We start from the raw sequence: 20,602 nt of genomic DNA, 5'->3' as shown, positions 1-20,602 counted from the left end.
CGGAGCGGTGGTTTTCTTTTATAAGGAATAAAAATGAATTCAACGATCTGGCTCGCACTGGCTTTGGTCCTGGTGCTGGAAGGCCTTGGACCGATGCTCTATCCACGCGCCTGGCGTCGAATGATCGCCACGATGAGCCAACTGCCGGATAATATTTTGCGTCGTTTTGGCGGTGGTCTTGTGGTTGCGGGCATCGTGATCTACTACATGTTGAGGAAAACGATTGGCTGATCAAAAAGTAGGCGCAATCGGCGTATTTTGAGGTCAAAAAGTGCTGTATATCTGAAAAAGCGATGGTAGAATCCATTTTTAAGCAAACGGTGATTTTGAAAAAAATGGGTAACAACGTCGTCGTACTGGGCACCCAATGGGGTGACGAAGGTAAAGGGAAGATTGTTGATCTTCTGACTGAACGGGCTAAATATGTTGTACGCTACCAGGGCGGTCACAACGCAGGCCATACTCTCGTAATCAACGGTGAAAAAACCGTCCTCCATCTTATTCCATCAGGCATTCTTCGCGAAAACGTCACCAGCATCATCGGTAACGGCGTTGTGCTGTCTCCTGCTGCGCTGATGAAAGAGATGAAAGGTCTGGAAGACCGTGGTATCCCTGTTCGTGAGCGTCTGCTGCTCTCCGAAGCCTGCCCGCTGATCCTGGATTATCACGTGGCGCTGGACGTCGCGCGTGAGAAAGCGCGCGGTGCGAAAGCGATCGGTACCACCGGTCGTGGCATCGGCCCGGCTTACGAAGATAAAGTTGCGCGCCGCGGTCTGCGCGTAGGCGACCTCTTCGACAAAGCAACCTTCGCTGAAAAACTGAAAGAAGTGATGGAATATCACAACTTCCAGCTGGTGAACTTCTACAAAGCTGACGCTGTTGACTACCAGAAAGTGCTGGATGACGTCATGGCGATTGCTGACATTCTGACCGGTATGGTTGTTGATGTGTCCGATCTGCTGGACCAGGCGCGCAAGCGTGGCGATTTCGTCATGTTCGAAGGCGCGCAGGGTACGCTGCTGGACATCGACCACGGTACCTATCCGTACGTTACCTCCTCTAACACCACTGCAGGTGGCGTGGCGACCGGCTCTGGCCTGGGTCCACGTTATGTGGATTACGTTCTGGGCATCATCAAAGCGTACTCCACTCGCGTGGGTGCGGGTCCATTCCCGACCGAGCTGTTTGATGAAACCGGCGAGTTCCTGTGCAAGCAGGGTAACGAGTTTGGCGCGACCACCGGTCGTCGTCGTCGTACCGGCTGGCTGGATGCGGTTGCCGTGCGTCGTGCAGTGCAGATCAACTCCCTCTCTGGCTTCTGCCTGACCAAGCTGGACGTACTGGACGGCCTGAAAGAAGTGAAAATCTGCGTAGGCTACCGTATGCCAGACGGCCGCGAAGTGACCACCACTCCGCTGGCAGCTGACGACTGGGAAGGCATTGAGCCAATCTACGAAACCATGCCGGGCTGGTCTGAGACCACTTTCGGTGTGAAAGAGCGTAGCGGCCTGCCGCAGGCGGCGCTGGATTACATCAAGCGTATTGAAGAACTGACCGAAGTGCCGATCGATATTATTTCTACCGGCCCGGATCGTACTGAAACGATGATCCTGCGCGACCCGTTCGACGCATAATCTTCGTGAATGCTGGCCTGCGGGGTGACCCGTAGGCCGGATAAGCGTAGCGCCATCCGGCGAACGCTCCTGGATCTCCGCTTTTTCGCCCCGTCTGTCAAATAAATTAGCCGCTAACTATCTGGCTGGTTTATCATCATTAATGAATATCTCTGCGGTTTGACCGCGTTTTCCCTTTTTTCCTGAGGTTGATGTGCAGTTAACAAGTTTCACCGATTACGGCTTACGTGCGCTGATTTACATGGCGTCGTTACCCGAGGGGAAGATGACCAGTATCTCTGAAGTTACAGAGGTCTACGGCGTATCCCGTAATCATATGGTCAAAATAATCAATCAACTTAGTCGTGCCGGATACGTTGCTGCCGTCCGCGGGAAGAATGGTGGGATCCGTCTCGGTAAACCGGCACAGAGTATTCGTGTGGGCGACGTGGTACGTGAACTGGAGCCGCTGTCTCTGGTGAACTGCAGCAGCGAGTTCTGCCACATCACGCCCGCTTGCCGCCTGAAAAAGGCGCTTTCAAAGGCCGTGCAAAGTTTTCTCAAGGAACTGGATAACTACACGCTGGCCGATTTGGTTGAAGAGAATCAACCGCTTTATAAATTATTGCTGGTGGAATGAAGAAAATTTCCACCGGAGCTGACAACGGAGGAACCGACATGTCACAAGATCCTTTCCAGGAACGCGAAGCCGAAAAATACGCGAATCCTATCCCCAGCCGCGAGTTCATCATTGAACACTTAACAAAACGCGAAAAACCCGCCAATCGTGAAGAACTTGCCGTTGAACTGAACATTGAAGGTGAAGAGCAAATTGAAGCCCTTCGCCGCCGCCTGCGCGCAATGGAGCGTGACGGGCAGCTGGTCTTTACCCGCCGCCAGTGCTACGCGCTGCCAGAACGTCTCGATCTGCTGAAAGGGACCGTCATTGGTCACCGCGATGGCTTCGGCTTCCTGCGCGTGGAAGGCCGTAAGGACGATCTGTACCTCTCATCTGAACAGATGAAAATGTGCATTCACGGCGACCAGATCCTGGCGCAGCCGCTGGGCGCTGACCGTAAAGGTCGCCGCGAAGCGCGCGTGGTACGCGTTCTGGTGCCAAAAACCAGCCAGATCGTTGGCCGCTACTTTACCGACGCGGGCGTGGGCTTCGTGGTGCCGGACGACAGCCGTCTGAGCTTCGACATTCTGATCCCACCTGAAGAGGTGATGGGCGCCCGCATGGGCTTTGTTGTGGTGGTGGAACTCACCCAGCGCCCAACCCGTCGCACTAAAGCGGTAGGTAAAATCGTCGAAGTGCTTGGCGACAACATGGGCACCACAATGGCCGTTGATATGGCGCTGCGTACCCATGAAATTCCGTACATCTGGCCGAAAGCGGTTGAAGAGCAGATCGAAAGCCTGCGCGAAGAAGTGCCGGAAGAGTCCAAAGCGGGCCGCGTAGATCTGCGCTCCCTGCCGCTGGTCACTATCGACGGTGAAGACGCCCGCGACTTCGATGACGCCGTCTACTGCGAGAAAAAACGAGGCGGCGGCTGGCGTCTGTGGGTCGCTATTGCAGACGTAAGCTACTATGTTCGTCCGCACACTCCGCTGGATAACGAAGCGCGCAGCCGCGGTACCTCGGTCTACTTCCCGTCCCAGGTCGTGCCGATGCTGCCGGAAGTGCTGTCTAACGGCCTGTGCTCCCTGAACCCGCAGGTTGACCGCCTCTGTATGGTTTGCGAGATGACCATCTCCACCAAAGGGCGCTTAACCGGCTACAAGTTCTACGAAGCAGTGATGAGCTCGCACGCGCGTCTGACCTATACCAAGGTCTGGCATATGCTGCAGGGCGACCAGGATCTGCGCGAACAGTACGCGCCGCTGGTTAAACACATCGAAGAGCTGCATAACCTCTACAAAACGCTGGATCAGGCGCGCGAAGAGCGCGGCGGGATCTCCTTTGAGAGTGAAGAAGCGAAATTCATTTTCAACGCGGAACGCCGCATTGAGCGTATCGAGCAGACCCAGCGTAACGATGCGCACAAGCTGATCGAAGAGTGTATGATTCTGGCGAACATCTCAGCGGCACGATTCGTCGAGAAAGCCAAAGAGCCTGCGCTGTTCCGTATTCACGATAAACCGTCGACGGAAGCCATCACCGCGTTCCGCTCCGTGCTGGCCGAACTGGGTCTGGAGCTGCCTGGCGGTAACAAGCCAGAGCCGCGCGATTACGCCGAGCTGCTGGAGTCCATTGGCGATCGTCCTGACGCAGAAATGCTGCAGACGATGCTGCTGCGCTCAATGAAGCAGGCGATTTACGATCCGGAAAACCGCGGTCACTTCGGCCTGGCGCTGCAGTCTTACGCCCACTTTACCTCGCCGATCCGTCGCTATCCTGACCTCTCTCTGCACCGTGCGATCAAGTATCTGCTGGCGCAGGAGCAGGGCCATAAAGGGAACACCACCGAAACCGGTGGCTACCACTATTCGATGGAAGAGATGCTGCAGCTGGGTCAGCACTGCTCCATGACCGAACGTCGTGCTGATGAAGCAACACGTGACGTGGCGGACTGGCTGAAGTGTGACTTTATGCTCGATCAGGTGGGTAACGTCTTTAAAGGCGTGATTGCCAGCGTGACCGGCTTTGGTTTCTTCGTTCGTCTGGACGAGCTGTTCATCGACGGTCTGGTGCACGTCTCCAGCCTGGATAACGACTACTACCGCTTCGACCAGGTCGGTCAGCGACTGATTGGCGAATCTGGCGGCCAGACCTATCGTCTGGGCGACCGTGTGGAAGTGAAGGTTGAAGCCGTGAATATGGATGACCGTAAGATCGACTTCAGCCTGATCTCCAGCGAGCGTGCGCCGCGTAACGTCGGGAAAACCGAGCGTGAAAGGGCGAAAAAAACCGGTAACGGTAAACCGGGCGGCGGTAAACGTCGTCAGGCGGGCAAGAAGGTAAACTTCGAGCCGGACAGCGCGTTCCGCGGCGAGAAGAAACAGAAGCCGAAGGCGGCGAAGAAAGAAGCCCGTTCAGCGAAAAAACCGTCCGCGAAAACGCAGAAAATAGCGGCTGCCACCAAAGCGAAGCGCGCGGCCAAGAAAAAGCAGGCGGAGTAAAGTCTCCCCGCACCCTGACCCTCTCCCTAACCGGGAGAGGGGAAATACTTTTTACGAGAACCATCAATGAGTGAAATGATTTACGGCATCCACGCGGTGCAGGCCCTTCTCGAGCGCGCACCGGAGCGTTTTCAGGAAGTGTTTATTCTGAAAGGGCGTGAAGATAAGCGTCTGATGCCGCTGATCCACGCCCTGGAAGCGCAGGGCGTGGTGATCCAGCTGGCGAACCGCCAGTTTCTGGATGAGAAAAGTGACGGTGCGGTTCACCAGGGCATTATTGCCCGCGTGAAGCCGGGCCGTCAGTATCAGGAAAACGATCTGCCGGATCTGATTGCCGAGCTGGATAATCCGTTCTTCCTGATCCTCGATGGCGTTACCGATCCGCACAACCTCGGCGCGTGCCTGCGTAGCGCCGATGCGGCGGGCGTGCACGCGGTGATCGTGCCGAAAGATCGCTCCGCGCAGCTGAACGCGACGGCGAAGAAAGTGGCCTGCGGCGCGGCGGAAAACGTTCCGCTGATCCGCGTGACCAACCTGGCGCGCACCATGCGTCTGCTGCAGGAAGAGAACATCTGGATCGTCGGTACCGCCGGTGAAGCGGATCATACTCTGTACCAGAGCAAAATGACCGGCCGTCTGGCGTTGGTGATGGGGGCAGAAGGCGAAGGCATGCGTCGTCTGACCCGCGAGCACTGTGACGAGCTGATCAGCATCCCAATGGCGGGCAGCGTGTCGTCCCTGAACGTTTCTGTTGCGACGGGTATCTGCCTGTTTGAAGCGGTGCGTCAGCGGGGAGAATAAACAGCAAGGCCGTCCACAGGACGGCCTTTTGTGTTTTCTCCCTCTCCCCGTGGGAGAGGGCCGGGGTGAGGGCACCAGACGGTGACAAACTCACTCCTCTAACGACCGCAAATGGTCATCCTTCCTTAGCGTCATCAGCGCGAAAATACTCACTACCGCCGTCGCCATCACGTAATACGCCGGAATATCCAGGTTGCCCGTCTGCTTAATCAGCCCGGTAATAATCAGCCCTGCGCATCCCGAGAAAATCGCGTTCGATAACGAGTAGGCCAGCCCCAGCCCCGTATAGCGCACGCGCGTCGGGAACATCTCAGATAGCATTGCCGGGCCTGGCCCTGCCAGCATGCCGACCAGACCGCCCGCAATCAACACCACAACAGCCTTCACCGCCAGCGTACTCGACTCTGCCTGAAGAATTTTCAGCAGCGGCAGGGCGAGGATCAGCAGCAGCGCGGTGGCGATAATCATCACCGTGCGGCGCCCGATCCGGTCGCTCAGGATCCCCGACGGAATGATGGTGAGTGCAAAACCAATATTCGAAATCACCGCTATAAGCAGCGCCTGGTTAAACCCGGTATGCAGCGCCGACTGCAGATAGGTCGGCATAATCACCAGGTAAGTGTACCCCGCCGCAGACCAGACCATTACGCGCCCAATCCCCATCGCGATGGCCCGGAGCGTGGCGGCAGTATCTGCCTGAGCGACAACCGGTTTATCCTGCTGCTGCACAAAGCTGGGTGTCTCTTCCATACTGACACGAAGCCACAGCGCAACGACGCCCATGGGCAGCGCCAGGAAGAAAGGAATGCGCCAGCCCCAGTCGTGCAGGGCTTCCGGCGTGAGGAGGGCAGAGAGCAGCGCCACGATGCCTGCACCCGCTAACAGCCCCAGCGCCACGGTAAACGACTGCCACGCGCCATAGAGCCCACGCTTGCCGCGCGGGGCAAACTCCGTCATCAGCGAGACCGCACCGCCGTACTCACCGCCCGCGAACAGTCCCTGCAGGATGCGCAGCAGCGTAATAATGAGCGGCGCGGCAATCCCGATGCTGGCATAGACCGGCACAATGCCGATGGCGGCGGTAGCGAGCGTCATCAGCACCAGCACAATAATGAGCGTCGGCTTACGGCCAATCCGGTCGCCGATGCGGCCAAACACCACCGCACCCAGCGGGCGGAAGAAGAAGGCGATGGCAAACGAGGCGTAGGTGAGGATCAGGCTGGTGAGCCCCGCCTCCCCTTCAAGCTGGAAGAAGTTCTTCGCAATGACGGTCGCCAGAAAACCGTAGACCGCAAACTCATACCACTCGATAAAGTTACCAATGGAGCCGGCAATTAATGCTCGCTTGTGCGCATCCGGTTGCATAACGATCCTCACTGAAAAGGGTAAGAATAAATTATTCAACAAAAGCGAAGTCATGAAATAGTTTATTCTTATGTTCTGTGAGCTATTTCACGAATGATATCAGCGGGATCGTGAACGTGTGACTCCCCTCCCATGCAGCGTGTGCGCGGTCTGTCCATACTTATCGTCATTGCCACTGAAGGAGGGAGACAGCATGCACTGGCAGACCCATACCGTTTTCAATCAACCTGCACCGCTTTCCAACAGTAACCTTTTCCTCTCGGACTGCGCCCTGCGCGATGCGGTCGCGCGTGAAGGGGCCGAGTGGGATATCGAACTCCTCGCCAGCATTGGTCAGCAGCTGGGTACGGCGGAATCGCTGGAGCTGGGCAGGCTGGCGAACGTGAATCCGCCGGAGCTACTCCGCTATGACGCCACCGGAGAGCGGCTGGATGACGTCCGCTTTCACCCGGCATGGCACCTGCTGATGCAGGGCCTGTGTGCCAACCGCGTGCATAACCTGGCGTGGGAAGAGGAGGCGCGTAAAGGGGCGTTTGTCGCGCGGGCCGCACGCTTTGTGCTTCATGCTCAGGTGGAGGCGGGCACGCTGTGCCCTGTCACCATGACGTTTGCCGCGACACCGCTCCTGCAGCAGGCGCTCCCCAAACCCTTTCACGACTGGCTGACGCCGCTGCTCAGCGATCGCTACGATCCTCATCTTGCGCCCGGCGCGCAAAAGCGCGGCCTGCTGATCGGTATGGGGATGACGGAAAAGCAGGGCGGCTCGGACGTGCTGAGCAACACCACCAGGGCGGAAAAATGCAGCGACGGCAGTTATAGGCTGGTGGGACATAAATGGTTTTTCTCCGTCCCGCAAAGCGATGCGCATCTCGTGCTGGCGCAGGCGAAGGGCGGACTATCCTGCTTTTTTGTGCCGCGCTTTTTACCTGACGGGCAGCGCAACGCCGTCCGGCTGGAGCGCCTTAAGGACAAGCTCGGGAACCGCTCCAACGCCAGCAGCGAGGTGGAATTCCTTGATGCCTCCGGCTGGCTGCTGGGGGAAGAAGGCGAAGGGGTACGGCAGATCCTCAAAATGGGCGGCCTGACGCGCTTTGACTGCGCGCTGGGCAGCCACGGACTGATGCGTCGGGCGCTCTCGGTGGCGCTGTATCATGCGCATCAGCGTCAGACCTTCGGCAAAAATCTTATCGATCAGCCGCTCATGCGCGAAGTGTTAAGCCGGATGGCGCTGGTGCTGGAGGGACAAACGGCGCTGCTGTTCCGCCTGGCGCGGGCGTGGGATAAACGCGCGGATCCGCAGGAGGCGGCATGGGCACGGCTGTTTACCCCGGCCGCCAAATTTAGCGTGTGTAAAGCGGGCATCCCGTTTGTCGCTGAAGCGATGGAGGTGCTGGGGGGAGTCGGGTACTGCGAGGAGAGCGAACTTCCCCGCCTGTATCGCGAGATGCCGGTGAACAGCATCTGGGAAGGGTCCGGCAACATCATGTGCCTGGACGTGCTGCGCGTGCTGGCGAAGCAGCCGGGTATACACGATCGGCTTGCCGATGAGTTTGCACAGGTCAAAGGGCAGGACAGACACTTCGACCGCAGCTGGCGACAGCTTCAGCAAAAACTGCGTAAACCGCAGGAGGCGCAGGGGCGGGAGATCGCGCAGCAGCTTTTCTTGCTGAGTGCCGGGAGCGAAATGCTGCGGCACGCATCGCCTCCGGTGGCGCAGGCGTGGTGCCGCATGATGCTGGATACCCGTGGCGGAACGGTGATGAGCGAGCAGGTGCAAAGTGACCTGCTGCTGCGTGCGACGGGCAGAGTCGGCTAGCCTTTTAGCTGGAACAGGCTCACCAACTGAGCCAGGTGTGAACCCTTCTCGCGCAGCGTTTGAGCCGTTTGTTCGCTGCGTGAGATGCGATCGGCATTGATATGCGACGCTTCGCCAATGTGGGTCATGGCGAGGTTCACCTGACCGATTCCGGCGGACTGCTCGCGTGAGGCATGGTTAATCTCGGTGACCAGCTGGCTGATGTTATCGATATGAATGATGATGTCATCCATCGCCAGGCGCGTCTGTTCAGACAGCGCATGACCCTCACTGACTTTTCTGAGCGTATCGCCAATCAGCTGTTCAATCTCCTTCACCGCGTTAGCGCTGCGTCCCGCCAGGGCGCGAACTTCCTGCGCGACGACCGCAAACCCTTTACCGTGCTCGCCCGCGCGAGCCGCTTCCACGGCCGCATTCAGCGCCAGGATATTGGTCTGAAAAGCAATGGACTCGATCACGCGCGTGATGTCTGCGATGCGTTTTGACGCTTCGCGAATGTCGTCCATGGTCGACACCGCGTGGGTGACCGTCTCACCGCCCTGATGAACCGCGAGCGAGGTTTCACCCACCAGCTGCTGCGTTTGCTCCATGTTGGCGGCATTTTGCTGTACGGTGGCGGCCAGCTGCTCCATGCTGGCGGAGGTCTCTTCCACGCTGCTGGCCTGCTTGTTGATCTGCTCTGAAATTTCGCCCGTATCGGCGGCTAGCGCGTTGGTGCCTGAATGGATCTCACCTGCGGCCTCGCGGACCTGCAGGACAATTTTTTGCAGGCCGCCACCGATGCCGTTGATGGCGTCGATCAGCTGGCCGACTTCGTCCTGACGCGTCACGGGCAGGCTGGAACGGAGATCCCCTGCGGCATATTGCCGGGCAAGATGGATCACATTGCGCAGTGGTCGGGTCAGCACGCGGCGAATCAGGACCACGAACAGGCCAGCAAACAGGATGGACAATGCCGTACCGGCGAGGAGGAAACCGTCGCGCATGGCGGTGACGCTTGAGAGCAGCACCGATTTATCCACTTCACCCACGATAGTCCAGTTCCAGCCTGGCAGCGGGGTATAAGCCATTTTCAGCGTGCGGCCGTCGTCGCTTACGCGCTCCAGCGTGCCGGGTTTATCACTCAGAAGCTGTTGCTGCGTCGTGCCGTCCCACTTCGGCAGTTTTCCCTCTTCGCTGGCGTGGAAAAGGTATTGCCCGCGCGTTTTGCCGTTGCTGCGATCCAGCACGAAGAAGTGACCGCTCTCGCCCAGGCGGCGGTTGAGGATTTTCTCACGCATGACGTTCCAGGAGTGGGTGATGTCCACCCCGACAAAGACGATCGCAATGACCTGTCCTTCGGCGTCTTTAACCGGCTGGTACTGGGTGATGTAGCGTTTGCCAAACAGCAGCGCCAGGCCGCGGTAGACTTCACCTTTGTTGACGGCGGCAAAGGCCGGGCTGGCGTTATCCAGAACGGTACCCATTGCCCGCTCGCCGTTCTCTTTACGCAGGGAAGTGGCTACGCGAACAAAGTCGTTACCGCTGCGTACAAACAGCGTCGAAATGGCTCCCGTACGGTTCAGGAACGCGTCCGAAAGCGTGTTGTTTTCATGCAGCCCGGTATCTCCGCCTTTCAGAAGCGGAACGCTGAGCCCGTTAATTGTCTGGGTTTGGGAAGCATCAATGTTCAGGGGCTGCGGTAAAAAGGTGGTGAACAGACGGGTATAGCTCTCAACCTCTTCACTCAGGCTGGTGTTAAACATCTGCACCATGTCGACCATACCGGTGGACTGATTATGCAGATCTTCTACCGCAAGGGCTTCAAGCTGCTGGCTGGCTTTTTGGCTGAGCAGAAAAGTGAAAAGCAGAAACAGCGTGGCGACACTGACGCCCGTAAGCAGCGACAGCTTCGCACCCAGGCCTGCGCGGCGAAAAATGTTGATCATAAATTGCTCATCATTGAAAAGGTATGGTTCTTCAACGGCAGAGCGGGGATTACGTTTACTGAATTAATGTAACAAAATGTTATTTTATTGTTCTTGTTTTGTTTTTTATAAGATAAAAAATTTGCAAAAACGAAAAGCCACTAAAAATAAGTGGCTTTTATCAGGAGGGAGATTACACGTAGAGAATGGCCTGTACCCGCCAGTGGTCGATATGGTTATCTTCTTGCATCTGGATGATGCGATACCATGAAGCACCCTGCTCATCGGCCTTTAATGCCACGACACGTTCAACGTCTTGCGGGCTCCCCGAGATATTATTCACGGAGATCTGGCCAATCTCATTCAGGCCAGTCACACAATCAGCACTGGCGAATTCTGCTGACTGCGCGGTGGTGCTCAGCAGGCCTGCTGAGAGCAACAGTGAGGTCAAAGCAAGAGTTCGTTTCATCGTCAGCTCCATTTCACATATATCCGGTATCCGCCGGGCAATCCTTCGCAAATAAACTCCCTTCCATTGACGCGGGCATGGAGTTTATTGTGGACAGGAAAATGTCTATGGACGCAAAGCAGTGTAAATCTCGTTCAAAGGTAAACCATTATTTCCGGTACAAAATGGCCTGGGAATACCACTGTCCCGTTATGATGGTTTCGTCGATCATAATGATGACGTAATAATCTGCTTTGGCGGCGACGGCCTGTGCTTTTATTGCCGCTTCTGCGTCATCCGGAGAGCCGCGAACCAGCGCGGAGATGGTGCCCATTCGTTGTAATCCTTCCGTCTGATTACGACGAATCTCCTGCGGATGATCGGCGACCGGTGGAGCGGGTTGCGGCGTTCCCTGCAGCGCGCTACAGCCACTGAGCAGAAACACCAGCAATAAAGCAGCAAACCTGCGCATAACCATATCTCGTTTCCTGATAGCCATAGTGTAGTTGTCTGTGAATTTAGTTTTGGGGGAATGTTCCCGAAGTGTTATCTGGGACGTATATTTCGAATGAAAATGACGTGAAAGCGTAACCCAGTTCTCAACATTATGAATCATACATTCGCACAGGGTCGACAATGATTGAAATTGAAATACGCCACCTCGGCGACCATGAAATTTTACACGCGATGCCAGCGGGTAAACGTGATAAACCGCTGCCTGTTGTGTTTTTTTATCATGGGTTTACCTCATCCAAGCTGGTTTACAGTTATTTTGCCGTCGCGCTGGCGCAGGCGGGGTTTCGGGTAGTGATGCCGGATGCACCCGACCACGGTGCACGCTTTTTGGGTAACGAACAGGCGCGTCTTGGGCAGTTCTGGCACATTCTGCACGGGAGTCTGACCGAGTTTGCCGGGCTGCGTGATGCGCTGTATGAGGCAGGGCAGGTGGCCGACAATCGTCTGGCCGTGGCTGGGGCGTCGATGGGCGGTATGACGGCGCTGGGGATTATGACGCATCATCCTGAAGTGAAGTCTGTCGCCTGTCTGATGGGCTCGGGCTATTTTACGTCGCTGGCGAAGACGCTTTTTCCTCCCCAGGATTTAACGGAAATCACCGCGACGCTCGAAGAGTGGGACGTGACCCGGGCATTGCCGCGCGTGGCAGATCGCCCGCTGCTGCTGTGGCACGGTGACGCGGATGATGTGGTCCCGCCCGAGGGAACCTTCCGCCTGCAGCAGGCGTTAATGAATGCAGGACTGGACGGTAATCTGACCTGTCTGTGGGAACCGGGCGTCCGCCACCGCATCACGCCAACGGCGCTGGATGCCACGGTAGCGTTTTTCCGCCAGCACCTTTAAACGCGCAGCACTTTTACGCCCTGATCTTCCAGCTTCTGGAGGATCTCAGGGTTGGCGCCTTTGCCGGTGATCACCATGTCGATCTGTTCGGCACGGCTGAATAACATCCCTGCGCGCTCGCCCACTTTGCTGCTGTCGACCAGCACAACGAGCTTGCCCACAACGTTAAGCATGTTTTGCTCCGCCATCGCGGTCAGCATATCGGTTTTATACAGGCCATCTGCCGTCAGGCCTTTGCCACTGGTAAACATCCAGTGCCCGGCATAGAGACTGTTTTCGCTGTCCTGAGGGCTAAGGGTGATGGACTGGCTTTTGTTGTACTGCCCGCCCATGATCACCACGCTCTCATGCTCCTGGTCGATGAGATAGTTGGCGAGCGGTAAGTAGTTGGTGATGATTTGCACCGGCTTGCCGCACATTTCACGGCCCAGCAGAAACGCCGTGGAGCCGCAGTTGATGACCACGCTCTCGCCGGGATTCACCAGCTGCGATGCGGCTCTGGCAATCCGCACTTTTTCATCATGATTCTGCGCCTGATGAATATTCATCGGAGACCAGCGAGGGCGCTGCTGGCTGATCGCTTCCGCGCCGTTGCGGACCTTTTTCAGCTTGCCGCTTTCATCCAGCTTGTTGATATCCCGCCGCGCCGTTGCCGGGGAGATGCCTAAACGTTCGATCACTTTCTCGACGGTGATAAACCCGGTTTGCGCCAGGAGTTCCAGGAGAATTTGATGCCGTTGCGCTTCCGTCATGAGCTATTCCGATAAGAATTGATTTGAAAAGATGATATTTGAAATAGCGTGAAATTACTAAAAGAAATATGACATCGCCAGACATCATGTCTGGCGATGCGGCTGCACAATCAGAGGAAGGACTTGAACGGCAGGTCTGGCTCAATGGTGAAGCAATCATCGAAACCACGTGGGTAGTGATATTCGAAATTATCTTTGTCCAGTGGCCAGGTGAACTTGCCGCCGACCTGCCAGATGAACGGCTTGAAGCTATACTTCAGGCGGTCTTTTTTCATTTCCCACAGCACGCGGATCTCCTGCGGATCGGCCTGGAAGTTTGACCAGATATCGTGGTGGAACGGAATCACCACTTTGGTATTCAGCGCTTCCGCCATGCGCAGCATGTCGGCGCTGGTCATTTTGTCGGTAATACCGCGCGGGTTCTCGCCGTAGGAGCCCAGCGCCACGTCAATCTGATGCTCGTTACCGTGCTTCGCGTAGTAGTTGGAGTAGTGAGAGTCGCCGCTGTGGTACAGGGAGCCGCCAGGGGTTTTAAACAGATAGTTAACCGCGCGCTCATCCATACCGTCCGGCAGTACACCCGCGGCTTTCTGATCGGCAGGCAGGGTGATCAGTGCTGTACGGTCAAAGGCGTCCAGCGCGTGAATTTCAATATCTTTAATTTTCACCACGTCCCCAGGCTTCATCACGATGCAGCGCTCTTTCGGCACGCCCCAGCCGATCCACAGATCCACGCAGGTCTGTGGCCCGATAAACGGCACATCGTCAGCACAGTTTTGCATCACCGCAGCCGCCACGTTCACGTCGATATGATCGTTGTGATCGTGAGTAGAAAGGACGGCGTCGATCTGGCGAATGGCAAACGGATCGAGCACAAACGGTGTGGTACGCAGGTTCGGCTGCAGTTTTTCTACGCCCGCCATGCGCTGCATCTGATGGCCTTTTTTCATCAGCGGGTTGCCGTGGCTCTGCTTGCCGGTGCCGCACCAGAAATCGACGCAGATGTTGGCACCACCTTCTGATTTCAGCCAGATACCGGTACAGCCCAGCCACCACATTGCAAACGTGCCAGGAGCAACCTGTTCCTGCTCGATCTCTTCATTCAGCCAGCTGCCCCATTCCGGGAAGGTGCTCAGAATCCATGACTCACGGGTGATGGTGTTCACTTTACTCATCGTTTTGACTCCTGGTTTAATCAAAAGTAATCACATGGTGATTTGTTGTGATTTATGCTGGCACCATTTGACGCGCTTTGCAATGGCAAAAATGCGGAATTTTATCTGCGCAACTTCACGTACTCTGAACTTATTCCTTGTTAGACTATCCAGTATTAAACATTAATTGCATGAATTATAAAGATTAATTTATTTATCATGTACGGTAGTGAAAATCATTACTAACACCATGGAAATAAATTGCGTGATACGTCACAAATAATCAAATGCAATCTTGTGGTGATTATTTGTGATTAATAGAGTGATGACACCAACCACACAGGGATTGCCCCTCGTGTTCTCATTTCTGGAGAGAGTTATGGAGATCCTCTACAACGTCTTTACCGTGTTCTTTAATCAGGTAATGACCAACGCCCCGCTGCTGCTGGGTATCGTGACGTGTCTGGGTTATATCCTGCTGCGCAAAAGCGTCAGCGTGATTATTAAAGGCACCATCAAAACCATTATCGGTTTCATGCTGTTGCAGGCGGGGTCAGGCATTCTGACCAGCACCTTTAAGCCGGTCGTCGCCAAAATGTCCGAAGTGTATGGCATCAACGGTGCCATCTCTGACACTTACGCCTCAATGATGGCGACCATTGAACGCATGGGTGATGCCTATAGCTGGGTGGGGTATGCGGTACTGCTCGCCCTGGCCCTGAACATCATCTATGTTCTGCTACGCCGTATTACCGGCATTCGCACCATCATGCTCACCGGCCACATCATGTTCCAGCAGGCGGGGCTGATCGCGGTTTCTCTCTATATCTTCGGCTACCCAATGTGGACCACGATTATCTGCACCGCGGTGCTGGTCTCGCTCTACTGGGGTATCACCTCCAACATGATGTACAAGCCGACTCAGGAAGTGACTGACGGCTGCGGCTTCTCCATCGGCCATCAGCAGCAGTTTGCCTCCTGGATTGCCTATAAAGTTGCGCCGTACCTGGGCAAAAAAGAAGAGAGCGTTGAAGACCTCAAGCTGCCTGGCTGGCTGAATATCTTCCACGACAACATCGTTTCTACCGCGATTGTGATGACCATCTTCTTCGGCGCCATTTTGCTTTCCTTCGGCATTGACGTCGTTCAGGCGATGGCGGGTAAAACCCACTGGACGGTCTATATCCTGCAGACCGGCTTCTCCTTCGCGGTGGCCATTTTCATCATCACTCAGGGCGTGCGTATGTTTGTCGCCGAACTGTCGGAAGCCTTCAACGGTATTTCCCAGCGCCTGATCCCAGGCGCGGTGCTGGCGATTGACTGTGCGGCCATCTACAGCTTCGCGCCAAACGCGGTGGTCTGGGGCTTTATGTGGGGCACCATCGGCCAGCTGATTGCGGTAGGCATCCTGGTCGGCTGCGGCTCCTCAATCCTGATTATTCCTGGCTTTATCCCGATGTTCTTCTCCAACGCCACCATCGGCGTCTTCGCTAACCACTTCGGCGGCTGGCGCGCGGCGCTCAAGATCTGCCTGGTCATGGGCATGGTGGAAATCTTTGGCTGCGTGTGGGCGGTGAAGCTCACCGGTATGAGCGCCTGGATGGGCATGGCGGACTGGTCAATTCTGGCACCGCCGATGATGCAGGGCTTTGCCTCCGTCGGACTGGTCTTTATGGCCGTCATCATCCTGATTGCTCTGGCTTATATGTTCTTCGCTGGCCGTTCTCTGCGAGCTGAAGAAGATGCGGAAAAACAAACAGCAGAAGTCTCTGCTCATTAAGGAGTTTCGATTATGACCGTACGTATCCTGGCTGTGTGTGGTAATGGGCAAGGCAGCTCCATGATCATGAAGATGAAAGTGGACCAGTTTTTAACCCAGTCCAACATCGACCACACGGTGAACAGCTGCGCAGTGGGTGAATACAAAAGTGAGCTGAACGGCGCCGACATTATCATCGCCTCTACTCATATCGCCGGCGAAATCAGCGTGTCGGGCAATAAATTCGTGGTGGGCGTGCGCAACATGCTGTCGCCTGCGGATTTCGGACCAAAACTGCTGGAAGTGATCAAAGAGCACTTCCCACAAGACGTGAAGTAAGGACGCGATATGAAACTACGTGATTCGCTGGCAGAGAATAACTCCATCCTTTTACAGGCTGAGGCCAGCACCTGGCAGGAGGCGGTGAAGCTGAGCGTGGATCTGCTGGTTAAGGCTGACGTTGTCGAGCCGCGTTACTACCAGGCCATTCTTGATGGCGTGGCGCAGCACGGCCCTTACTTTGTGATTGCGCCAGGCCTGGCCATGCCGCACGGCCGCCCTGAAGAGGGCGTGAAAAAAACCGGCTTTGCCCTTGTGACGCTGAAAACGCCGCTGGTGTTTAACCATGAAGATAACGACCCGGTCGACATCCTGATCACCATGGCCGCCGTGGATGCCAACACCCACCAGGAGGTGGGCATCATGCAGATCGTCAATCTGTTTGATGATGAAGCAAATTTTGACCGTTTACGCGCCTGCCGTACCGAGCAGGAAGTGCTGGATTTAATTGATAACGCCACTGCGGCGGCAGTCTAAGAGGAATTGAAAATGTCATTACCCATGTTGCAGGTTGCGCTGGATAACCAAACGTTGTCCCACGCTTACGAAACTACCCGTCTGATCGCGGAAGAAGTGGACATCATCGAAGTGGGCACTATTCTGTGCGTGGGTGAGGGCGTTCGCGCCGTTCGCGACCTGAAGGCCCTATATCCGCATAAAATCGTGCTGGCGGATGCCAAGATCGCCGATGCAGGCAAAATTCTTTCCCGCATGTGCTTCGAAGCGAATGCTGACTGGGTCACCGTGATCTGCTGTGCAGATATCAACACCGCGAAAGGCGCGCTGGACGTGGCAAAAGAGTTTAACGGCGACGTGCAGATTGAACTGACCGGCTTCTGGACCTGGGAGCAGGCGCAGGAGTGGCGTGACGCGGGCATTCAGCAGGTGGTTTACCACCGCAGCCGTGATGCGCAGGCTGCAGGCGTGGCGTGGGGTGAAGCGGATATCAGCGCGATCAAACGTCTGGCGGATATGGGCTTCAAAGTCACCGTCACCGGCGGTCTGGCGCTGGAAGATCTGCCGCTGTTCAAGGGCATTCCGATTCACGTCTTTATTGCCGGTCGCAGCATTCGTGATGCGGCGTCTCCGGTGGAAGCGGCGCGTCAGTTCAAACGCTCAATCGCTCAGCTTTGGGGCTAAGGAGCGGGTATGTTGTCCAAACAGGTCCCGCTTGGCATCTATGAAAAGGCACTCCCTGTGGGGGAGTGCTGGCTGGAGCGGTTACAGCTGGCAAAACAGCTGGGCTTCGATTTTGTCGAAATGTCCGTGGATGAGACGGACGAACGCCTCTCTCGTCTCGACTGGAGCCGTGAACAGCGGCTCGCACTGGTGAGCGCCATCGCCGAAACGGGGGTACGCGTGCCGTCGATGTGCCTGAGTGCCCACCGGCGGTTCCCTCTCGGCAGTGAAGACGATGCTGTGCGCGCTCAGGGGCTGGAGATCATGCGTAAAGCCATTCGCTTTGCGCAGGACGTGGGTATCCGCGTGATCCAGCTGGCGGGTTATGACGTTTATTACCAGGAAGCCAATGACGAAACGCGCCGTCGTTTCCGTGACGGGCTGAAGGAGAGCGTTGAGATGGCCAGCCGTGCGCAGGTCACGCTGGCGATGGAGATCATGGACTACCCGTTGATGAACTCCATCAGCAAGGCGCTGGGCTACGCGCACTATCTGAATAACCCGTGGTTCCAGCTTTATCCTGATATCGGCAACCTGTCGGCATGGGATAACGATGTACAGATGGAGCTGCAGGCGGGCGTCGGTCATATCGTGGCGGTGCACGTCAAAGATACCCGTCCAGGCGTATTCAAAAATGTTCCGTTCGGCACCGGGGTGGTGGATTTCGAACGGTGCTTTGAAACGCTCAAACAGACGGGTTATTGCGGGCCTTACCTGATTGAGATGTGGAGCGAAACGTCAGCCGACCCGGCTGCCGAAGTCGTGAAAGCGCGGGACTGGGTGCGCGAACGTATGGCGCGGGCGGGATTGCTGGAGGCTGAACATGCTTAAGCTTAAACAGCAGGTCTTTGAAGCCAACATGGATCTGCCGCGCTATGGTCTGGTCACGTTTACCTGGGGCAACGTGAGCGCTATCGATCGCGAGCAAGGTCTGGTCGTGATCAAGCCGAGCGGTGTGGCGTATGACACCATGAAAGCAGACGATATGGTGGTGGTGGATCTCGACGGAAACGTCGTGGAGGGAAAATGGCGTCCCTCTTCTGATACGGCCACGCATCTGGCGCTGTACCGGCGTTATCCGTCCCTTGGCGGCGTGGTGCATACCCACTCCACTCACGCGACGGCCTGGGCACAGGCGGGGCTGCCCATACCGGCACTTGGGACGACGCATGCGGACTACTTCTTTGGCGATATTCCCTGCACGCGCGCATTGACGCAGGCTGAAGTGGAAGGCGAGTACGAGCTCAACACCGGGAAGGTGATTATCGACACGCTGGGCGAAAGTGAACCGCTGCATACGCCGGGGATTGTGGTGTATCAGCATGGTCCATTCGCCTGGGGTAAAGATGCTCACGACGCGGTACATAATGCTGTGGTGATGGAAGAGGTGGCCAAAATGGCGTGGATTGCCCGCGGCATCAACCCACAGCTACAGGGCATTGATGATTACCTGATGAACAAGCATTTTATGCGCAAGCACGGCCCGAATGCCTACTACGGGCAGAAGTGAATAAGTGCTCTGGAATACCAAAAACAGTTGTAACCGGTGGTATTCCGGAGCCATTCACAAAAAAAGCCCCCGGGCAGGGGGCAAGTCAAACTATGGCTATGTTCTCTTTGTTGGCTTTCCTGGTGCTAGCGTTAAAGCGTTATCGGTAAATATCTGCACTGGCGTGCATGTTGCCGTTGCTGCCGGGCTCACGGGTTAACATCACGTGATAATAGGTTGCACCCTGGGCATCGGTTTCTTCATTGAGTGCCTGATCTGCTTCACTTTCCGTGGCGAAATTATGATTGATATAGATTACGCCTAAGCTTTGCACATCATCCATATTTCTGGCCTGTCGGCCGTCTATCTTGATGGCTGCCATTGCGTTTGCACTGAGCAAAAGCGCAGCCAGTACGGTAATTGCGATTTTTTTCATGATATGCGCTCCACGACTGCGTGCTGTGTGACGGTTTGTCCTTCTCCTTCAGTGTTGGATGGGCTCTGATTAAAGTGTAATCGCTTATCGCTGCGCGATGAGTGACCATTTCTGATGGTGTTGTTCAAAAAAACAACGCTTCTCGGTGTGATGAATTTTAAATCACCGACTTAGACCCGCTTCGCGCTTTGTGCGAATTATTTGTGCAATCAGCTTGAGTTTCCAGGGGCGCGCAAGTATTATGACGCGTCAATTTTTCAGCCGACCTTTAACACGTTCCTTGCCTCCCCGGGCCTCGGCTGACCCAGACAGGAGGCTGAATAATCCGTAAGGAGCAATTCGATGCGTCATTACGAAATCGTTTTTATGGTCCATCCTGACCAGAGCGAACAGGTTCCGGGTATGATCGAGCGTTACTCTGCTGCCATCACTGGTGCAGAAGGTACGATCCACCGTCTGGAAGACTGGGGCCGCCGTCAGCTGGCTTACCCGATCAACAAACTGCACAAAGCACACTACGTTCTGATGAACGTTGAAGCGCCGCAGGAAGTGATCGATGAGCTGGAAACTACCTTCCGCTTCAACGATGCCGTTATCCGCAGCATGGTTATGCGTACCAAAAACGCAGTTACCGAAGCATCTCCGATGGTTAAAGCGAAAGACGAGCGCCGTGAGCGTCGCGATGATTTCGCAAACGAAACCGCAGATGATTCTGATGCTGGGGATTCTGAAGAGTAATTTCTGATGACCAACCGTCTGGCGTTGTCCGGCATCGTATGCAGGGCTCCCCTTCGAAAGGTCAGTCCATCAGGAATTCCGCATTGCCAGTTCGTGCTTGAGCATCGTTCTGTGCAAGAGGAAGCCGGGTTTCACCGGCAGGCGTGGTGCCAAATGCCCGTTATTATTAGCGGACACGAAAACCAGGCCATTACTCACAGTTTAACGGTCGGTAGCGCAGTAATCGTTCAGGGGTTCATCTCTTGCCACAAGGCAAAGAACGGCCTGAGCAAAATGGTTCTGCATGCCGAGCAGATTGATTTGATAGATTCTGGAGACTAGCCA

At 55.8% G+C, this 20,602-nt stretch carries 22 protein-coding genes; 15 read left to right on the top strand and 7 right to left on the bottom strand.

Annotated elements, in window-relative coordinates:
* Positions 1-33: 33 nt before the first annotated feature.
* From AC0TNG_RS15325 to rlmB, 5 genes are all read left to right on the top strand, one after another.
* Positions 34-231 (top strand): DUF2065 domain-containing protein, encoded by a 198-nt coding sequence (locus AC0TNG_RS15325; protein WP_003855996.1) that lies wholly within the window; start codon positions 34-36, stop codon positions 229-231.
* 104 nt (positions 232-335) lie between these two features.
* Positions 336-1,634, top strand: coding sequence for an adenylosuccinate synthase (locus AC0TNG_RS15320; RefSeq protein WP_006178975.1), 1,299 nt, complete (start codon positions 336-338; stop codon positions 1,632-1,634).
* Positions 1,635-1,827: 193 nt separating this feature from the next.
* Positions 1,828-2,253 (top strand): nitric oxide-sensing transcriptional repressor NsrR, encoded by a 426-nt coding sequence (gene nsrR / locus AC0TNG_RS15315; RefSeq protein WP_463726495.1) that lies wholly within the window; start codon positions 1,828-1,830, stop codon positions 2,251-2,253.
* 38 nt (positions 2,254-2,291) lie between these two features.
* Positions 2,292-4,736 (top strand): ribonuclease R, encoded by a 2,445-nt coding sequence (rnr, locus tag AC0TNG_RS15310; RefSeq protein WP_090419393.1) that lies wholly within the window; start codon positions 2,292-2,294, stop codon positions 4,734-4,736.
* Positions 4,737-4,802: 66 nt separating this feature from the next.
* Positions 4,803-5,537 (top strand): 23S rRNA (guanosine(2251)-2'-O)-methyltransferase RlmB, encoded by a 735-nt coding sequence (gene rlmB, locus AC0TNG_RS15305; RefSeq protein ID WP_048989501.1) that lies wholly within the window; start codon positions 4,803-4,805, stop codon positions 5,535-5,537.
* 90 nt (positions 5,538-5,627) lie between these two features.
* On the opposite strand, the gene AC0TNG_RS15300 is transcribed toward rlmB, so the two are convergent.
* Entirely contained in the window at positions 5,628-6,902 is a 1,275-nt protein-coding gene (locus AC0TNG_RS15300; protein ID WP_148770161.1) for an MFS transporter, read from the bottom strand.
* 193 nt (positions 6,903-7,095) lie between these two features.
* Here AC0TNG_RS15300 and AC0TNG_RS15295 point away from each other — a divergent pair, with 193 nt between their 5' ends.
* Positions 7,096-8,718 (top strand): isovaleryl-CoA dehydrogenase, encoded by a 1,623-nt coding sequence (locus AC0TNG_RS15295; protein ID WP_290094338.1) that lies wholly within the window; start codon positions 7,096-7,098, stop codon positions 8,716-8,718.
* Here the strand turns inward: AC0TNG_RS15295 and AC0TNG_RS15290 are convergent.
* The 3 genes from AC0TNG_RS15290 to bsmA all read right to left on the bottom strand — a co-directional run bounded on the left by AC0TNG_RS15290 (position 8,715) and on the right by bsmA (position 11,572).
* The gene (locus AC0TNG_RS15290) at positions 8,715-10,646 is read right to left on the bottom strand and encodes a methyl-accepting chemotaxis protein (protein ID WP_024907327.1); all 1,932 of its coding nucleotides are present in this window, start codon (positions 10,644-10,646) and stop codon (positions 8,715-8,717) included. The genes AC0TNG_RS15295 and AC0TNG_RS15290 overlap by 4 nt on opposite strands.
* Before the next feature lie 172 nt (positions 10,647-10,818).
* Positions 10,819-11,106, bottom strand: coding sequence for a DUF1471 family protease activator YjfN (gene yjfN, locus AC0TNG_RS15285; protein ID WP_032645202.1), 288 nt, complete (start codon positions 11,104-11,106; stop codon positions 10,819-10,821).
* A gap of 136 nt (positions 11,107-11,242) precedes the next feature.
* Entirely contained in the window at positions 11,243-11,572 is a 330-nt protein-coding gene (gene bsmA, locus AC0TNG_RS15280; protein WP_024907326.1) for a biofilm peroxide resistance protein BsmA, read from the bottom strand.
* A gap of 137 nt (positions 11,573-11,709) precedes the next feature.
* Here bsmA and yjfP point away from each other — a divergent pair, with 137 nt between their 5' ends.
* On the top strand, positions 11,710-12,432 hold the full coding sequence (yjfP, locus tag AC0TNG_RS15275) for an esterase (RefSeq protein WP_473712557.1): 723 nt from the start codon (positions 11,710-11,712) through the stop codon (positions 12,430-12,432).
* Here the strand turns inward: yjfP and ulaR are convergent.
* Both ulaR and ulaG read right to left on the bottom strand, forming a co-directional pair.
* A complete protein-coding gene (gene ulaR, locus AC0TNG_RS15270) occupies positions 12,429-13,184 on the bottom strand; it encodes an HTH-type transcriptional regulator UlaR (protein WP_024907324.1) in 756 nt (251 codons plus the stop codon). The genes yjfP and ulaR overlap by 4 nt on opposite strands.
* Positions 13,185-13,294: 110 nt before the next feature.
* Positions 13,295-14,359, bottom strand: coding sequence for an L-ascorbate 6-phosphate lactonase (gene ulaG, locus AC0TNG_RS15265; protein WP_473712558.1), 1,065 nt, complete (start codon positions 14,357-14,359; stop codon positions 13,295-13,297).
* A gap of 358 nt (positions 14,360-14,717) precedes the next feature.
* Between ulaG and ulaA the strand changes: the two genes are divergently transcribed.
* Genes ulaA through AC0TNG_RS15235 form a run of 6 tightly spaced genes read left to right on the top strand, consistent with a single transcriptional unit; the run spans position 14,718 to position 19,125 of the window.
* Positions 14,718-16,118: a PTS ascorbate transporter subunit IIC gene (ulaA, locus tag AC0TNG_RS15260; protein WP_126545637.1), complete on the top strand. Its 1,401-nt coding sequence runs from the start codon at positions 14,718-14,720 to the stop codon at positions 16,116-16,118.
* 12 nt (positions 16,119-16,130) lie between these two features.
* A complete protein-coding gene (gene ulaB, locus AC0TNG_RS15255) occupies positions 16,131-16,436 on the top strand; it encodes a PTS ascorbate transporter subunit IIB (protein WP_126545636.1) in 306 nt (101 codons plus the stop codon).
* A 9-nt stretch (positions 16,437-16,445) separates the two neighbouring features.
* Positions 16,446-16,913, top strand: coding sequence for a PTS ascorbate transporter subunit IIA (gene ulaC / locus AC0TNG_RS15250; RefSeq protein WP_013095304.1), 468 nt, complete (start codon positions 16,446-16,448; stop codon positions 16,911-16,913).
* A 12-nt stretch (positions 16,914-16,925) separates the two neighbouring features.
* Positions 16,926-17,576 (top strand): 3-keto-L-gulonate-6-phosphate decarboxylase UlaD, encoded by a 651-nt coding sequence (gene ulaD / locus AC0TNG_RS15245; protein WP_008502901.1) that lies wholly within the window; start codon positions 16,926-16,928, stop codon positions 17,574-17,576.
* A 9-nt stretch (positions 17,577-17,585) separates the two neighbouring features.
* Positions 17,586-18,446 carry an L-ribulose-5-phosphate 3-epimerase gene (locus tag AC0TNG_RS15240; protein WP_473712559.1) on the top strand — a complete coding sequence of 287 codons (861 nt, stop codon included), beginning with the start codon at positions 17,586-17,588 and terminating at the stop codon, positions 18,444-18,446.
* On the top strand, positions 18,439-19,125 hold the full coding sequence (locus tag AC0TNG_RS15235; RefSeq protein ID WP_473712560.1) for an L-ribulose-5-phosphate 4-epimerase: 687 nt from the start codon (positions 18,439-18,441) through the stop codon (positions 19,123-19,125). The genes AC0TNG_RS15240 and AC0TNG_RS15235 overlap by 8 nt, the downstream gene beginning before the upstream one ends.
* Positions 19,126-19,264: 139 nt before the next feature.
* Here AC0TNG_RS15235 and yjfY read toward each other — a convergent pair whose 3' ends face one another.
* Positions 19,265-19,540: a DUF1471 family protein YjfY gene (gene yjfY, locus AC0TNG_RS15230; RefSeq protein ID WP_126545633.1), complete on the bottom strand. Its 276-nt coding sequence runs from the start codon at positions 19,538-19,540 to the stop codon at positions 19,265-19,267.
* Between the two features lie 342 nt (positions 19,541-19,882).
* Between yjfY and rpsF the strand changes: the two genes are divergently transcribed.
* Together rpsF and priB are read left to right on the top strand one after the other, a co-directional pair.
* On the top strand, positions 19,883-20,278 hold the full coding sequence (gene rpsF, locus AC0TNG_RS15225; protein ID WP_014068637.1) for a 30S ribosomal protein S6: 396 nt from the start codon (positions 19,883-19,885) through the stop codon (positions 20,276-20,278).
* Between the two features lie 6 nt (positions 20,279-20,284).
* Positions 20,285-20,599, top strand: coding sequence for a primosomal replication protein N (priB, locus tag AC0TNG_RS15220; RefSeq protein ID WP_008502895.1), 315 nt, complete (start codon positions 20,285-20,287; stop codon positions 20,597-20,599).
* The last annotated feature ends 3 nt before the right edge of the window (positions 20,600-20,602 follow it).

Source organism: Enterobacter sp. PL_is514, from assembly GCF_055816715.1.
The sequence above is the reverse complement of the archived record's forward strand: the minus strand, read 5'-3'. Positions and strand labels throughout refer to the sequence as shown.

What these genes read in the sequence shown, in the direction of transcription:
- AC0TNG_RS15295 (WP_290094338.1), top strand. Translation starts at nt 7,096, where the DNA reads ATGCACTGGCAGACCCATACCGTTTTCAATCAACCTGCACCGCTTTCC.
- ulaA (WP_126545637.1), top strand. Translation starts at nt 14,718, where the DNA reads ATGGAGATCCTCTACAACGTCTTTACCGTGTTCTTTAATCAGGTAATG.
- ulaB (WP_126545636.1), top strand. Translation starts at nt 16,131, where the DNA reads ATGACCGTACGTATCCTGGCTGTGTGTGGTAATGGGCAAGGCAGCTCC.
- priB (WP_008502895.1), top strand. Translation starts at nt 20,285, where the DNA reads ATGACCAACCGTCTGGCGTTGTCCGGCATCGTATGCAGGGCTCCCCTT.
- yjfP (WP_473712557.1), top strand. Translation starts at nt 11,710, where the DNA reads ATGATTGAAATTGAAATACGCCACCTCGGCGACCATGAAATTTTACAC.
- rnr (WP_090419393.1), top strand. Translation starts at nt 2,292, where the DNA reads ATGTCACAAGATCCTTTCCAGGAACGCGAAGCCGAAAAATACGCGAAT.
- ulaR (WP_024907324.1), bottom strand. Translation starts at nt 13,184, where the DNA reads ATGACGGAAGCGCAACGGCATCAAATTCTCCTGGAACTCCTGGCGCAA.
- AC0TNG_RS15320 (WP_006178975.1), top strand. Translation starts at nt 336, where the DNA reads ATGGGTAACAACGTCGTCGTACTGGGCACCCAATGGGGTGACGAAGGT.
- rpsF (WP_014068637.1), top strand. Translation starts at nt 19,883, where the DNA reads ATGCGTCATTACGAAATCGTTTTTATGGTCCATCCTGACCAGAGCGAA.
- AC0TNG_RS15235 (WP_473712560.1), top strand. Translation starts at nt 18,439, where the DNA reads ATGCTTAAGCTTAAACAGCAGGTCTTTGAAGCCAACATGGATCTGCCG.
- ulaG (WP_473712558.1), bottom strand. Translation starts at nt 14,359, where the DNA reads ATGAGTAAAGTGAACACCATCACCCGTGAGTCATGGATTCTGAGCACC.
- AC0TNG_RS15240 (WP_473712559.1), top strand. Translation starts at nt 17,586, where the DNA reads ATGTTGTCCAAACAGGTCCCGCTTGGCATCTATGAAAAGGCACTCCCT.
- AC0TNG_RS15290 (WP_024907327.1), bottom strand. Translation starts at nt 10,646, where the DNA reads ATGATCAACATTTTTCGCCGCGCAGGCCTGGGTGCGAAGCTGTCGCTG.
- yjfN (WP_032645202.1), bottom strand. Translation starts at nt 11,106, where the DNA reads ATGGAGCTGACGATGAAACGAACTCTTGCTTTGACCTCACTGTTGCTC.
- rlmB (WP_048989501.1), top strand. Translation starts at nt 4,803, where the DNA reads ATGAGTGAAATGATTTACGGCATCCACGCGGTGCAGGCCCTTCTCGAG.
- yjfY (WP_126545633.1), bottom strand. Translation starts at nt 19,540, where the DNA reads ATGAAAAAAATCGCAATTACCGTACTGGCTGCGCTTTTGCTCAGTGCA.
- ulaD (WP_008502901.1), top strand. Translation starts at nt 16,926, where the DNA reads ATGTCATTACCCATGTTGCAGGTTGCGCTGGATAACCAAACGTTGTCC.
- AC0TNG_RS15300 (WP_148770161.1), bottom strand. Translation starts at nt 6,902, where the DNA reads ATGCAACCGGATGCGCACAAGCGAGCATTAATTGCCGGCTCCATTGGT.
- bsmA (WP_024907326.1), bottom strand. Translation starts at nt 11,572, where the DNA reads ATGGCTATCAGGAAACGAGATATGGTTATGCGCAGGTTTGCTGCTTTA.
- ulaC (WP_013095304.1), top strand. Translation starts at nt 16,446, where the DNA reads ATGAAACTACGTGATTCGCTGGCAGAGAATAACTCCATCCTTTTACAG.
- AC0TNG_RS15325 (WP_003855996.1), top strand. Translation starts at nt 34, where the DNA reads ATGAATTCAACGATCTGGCTCGCACTGGCTTTGGTCCTGGTGCTGGAA.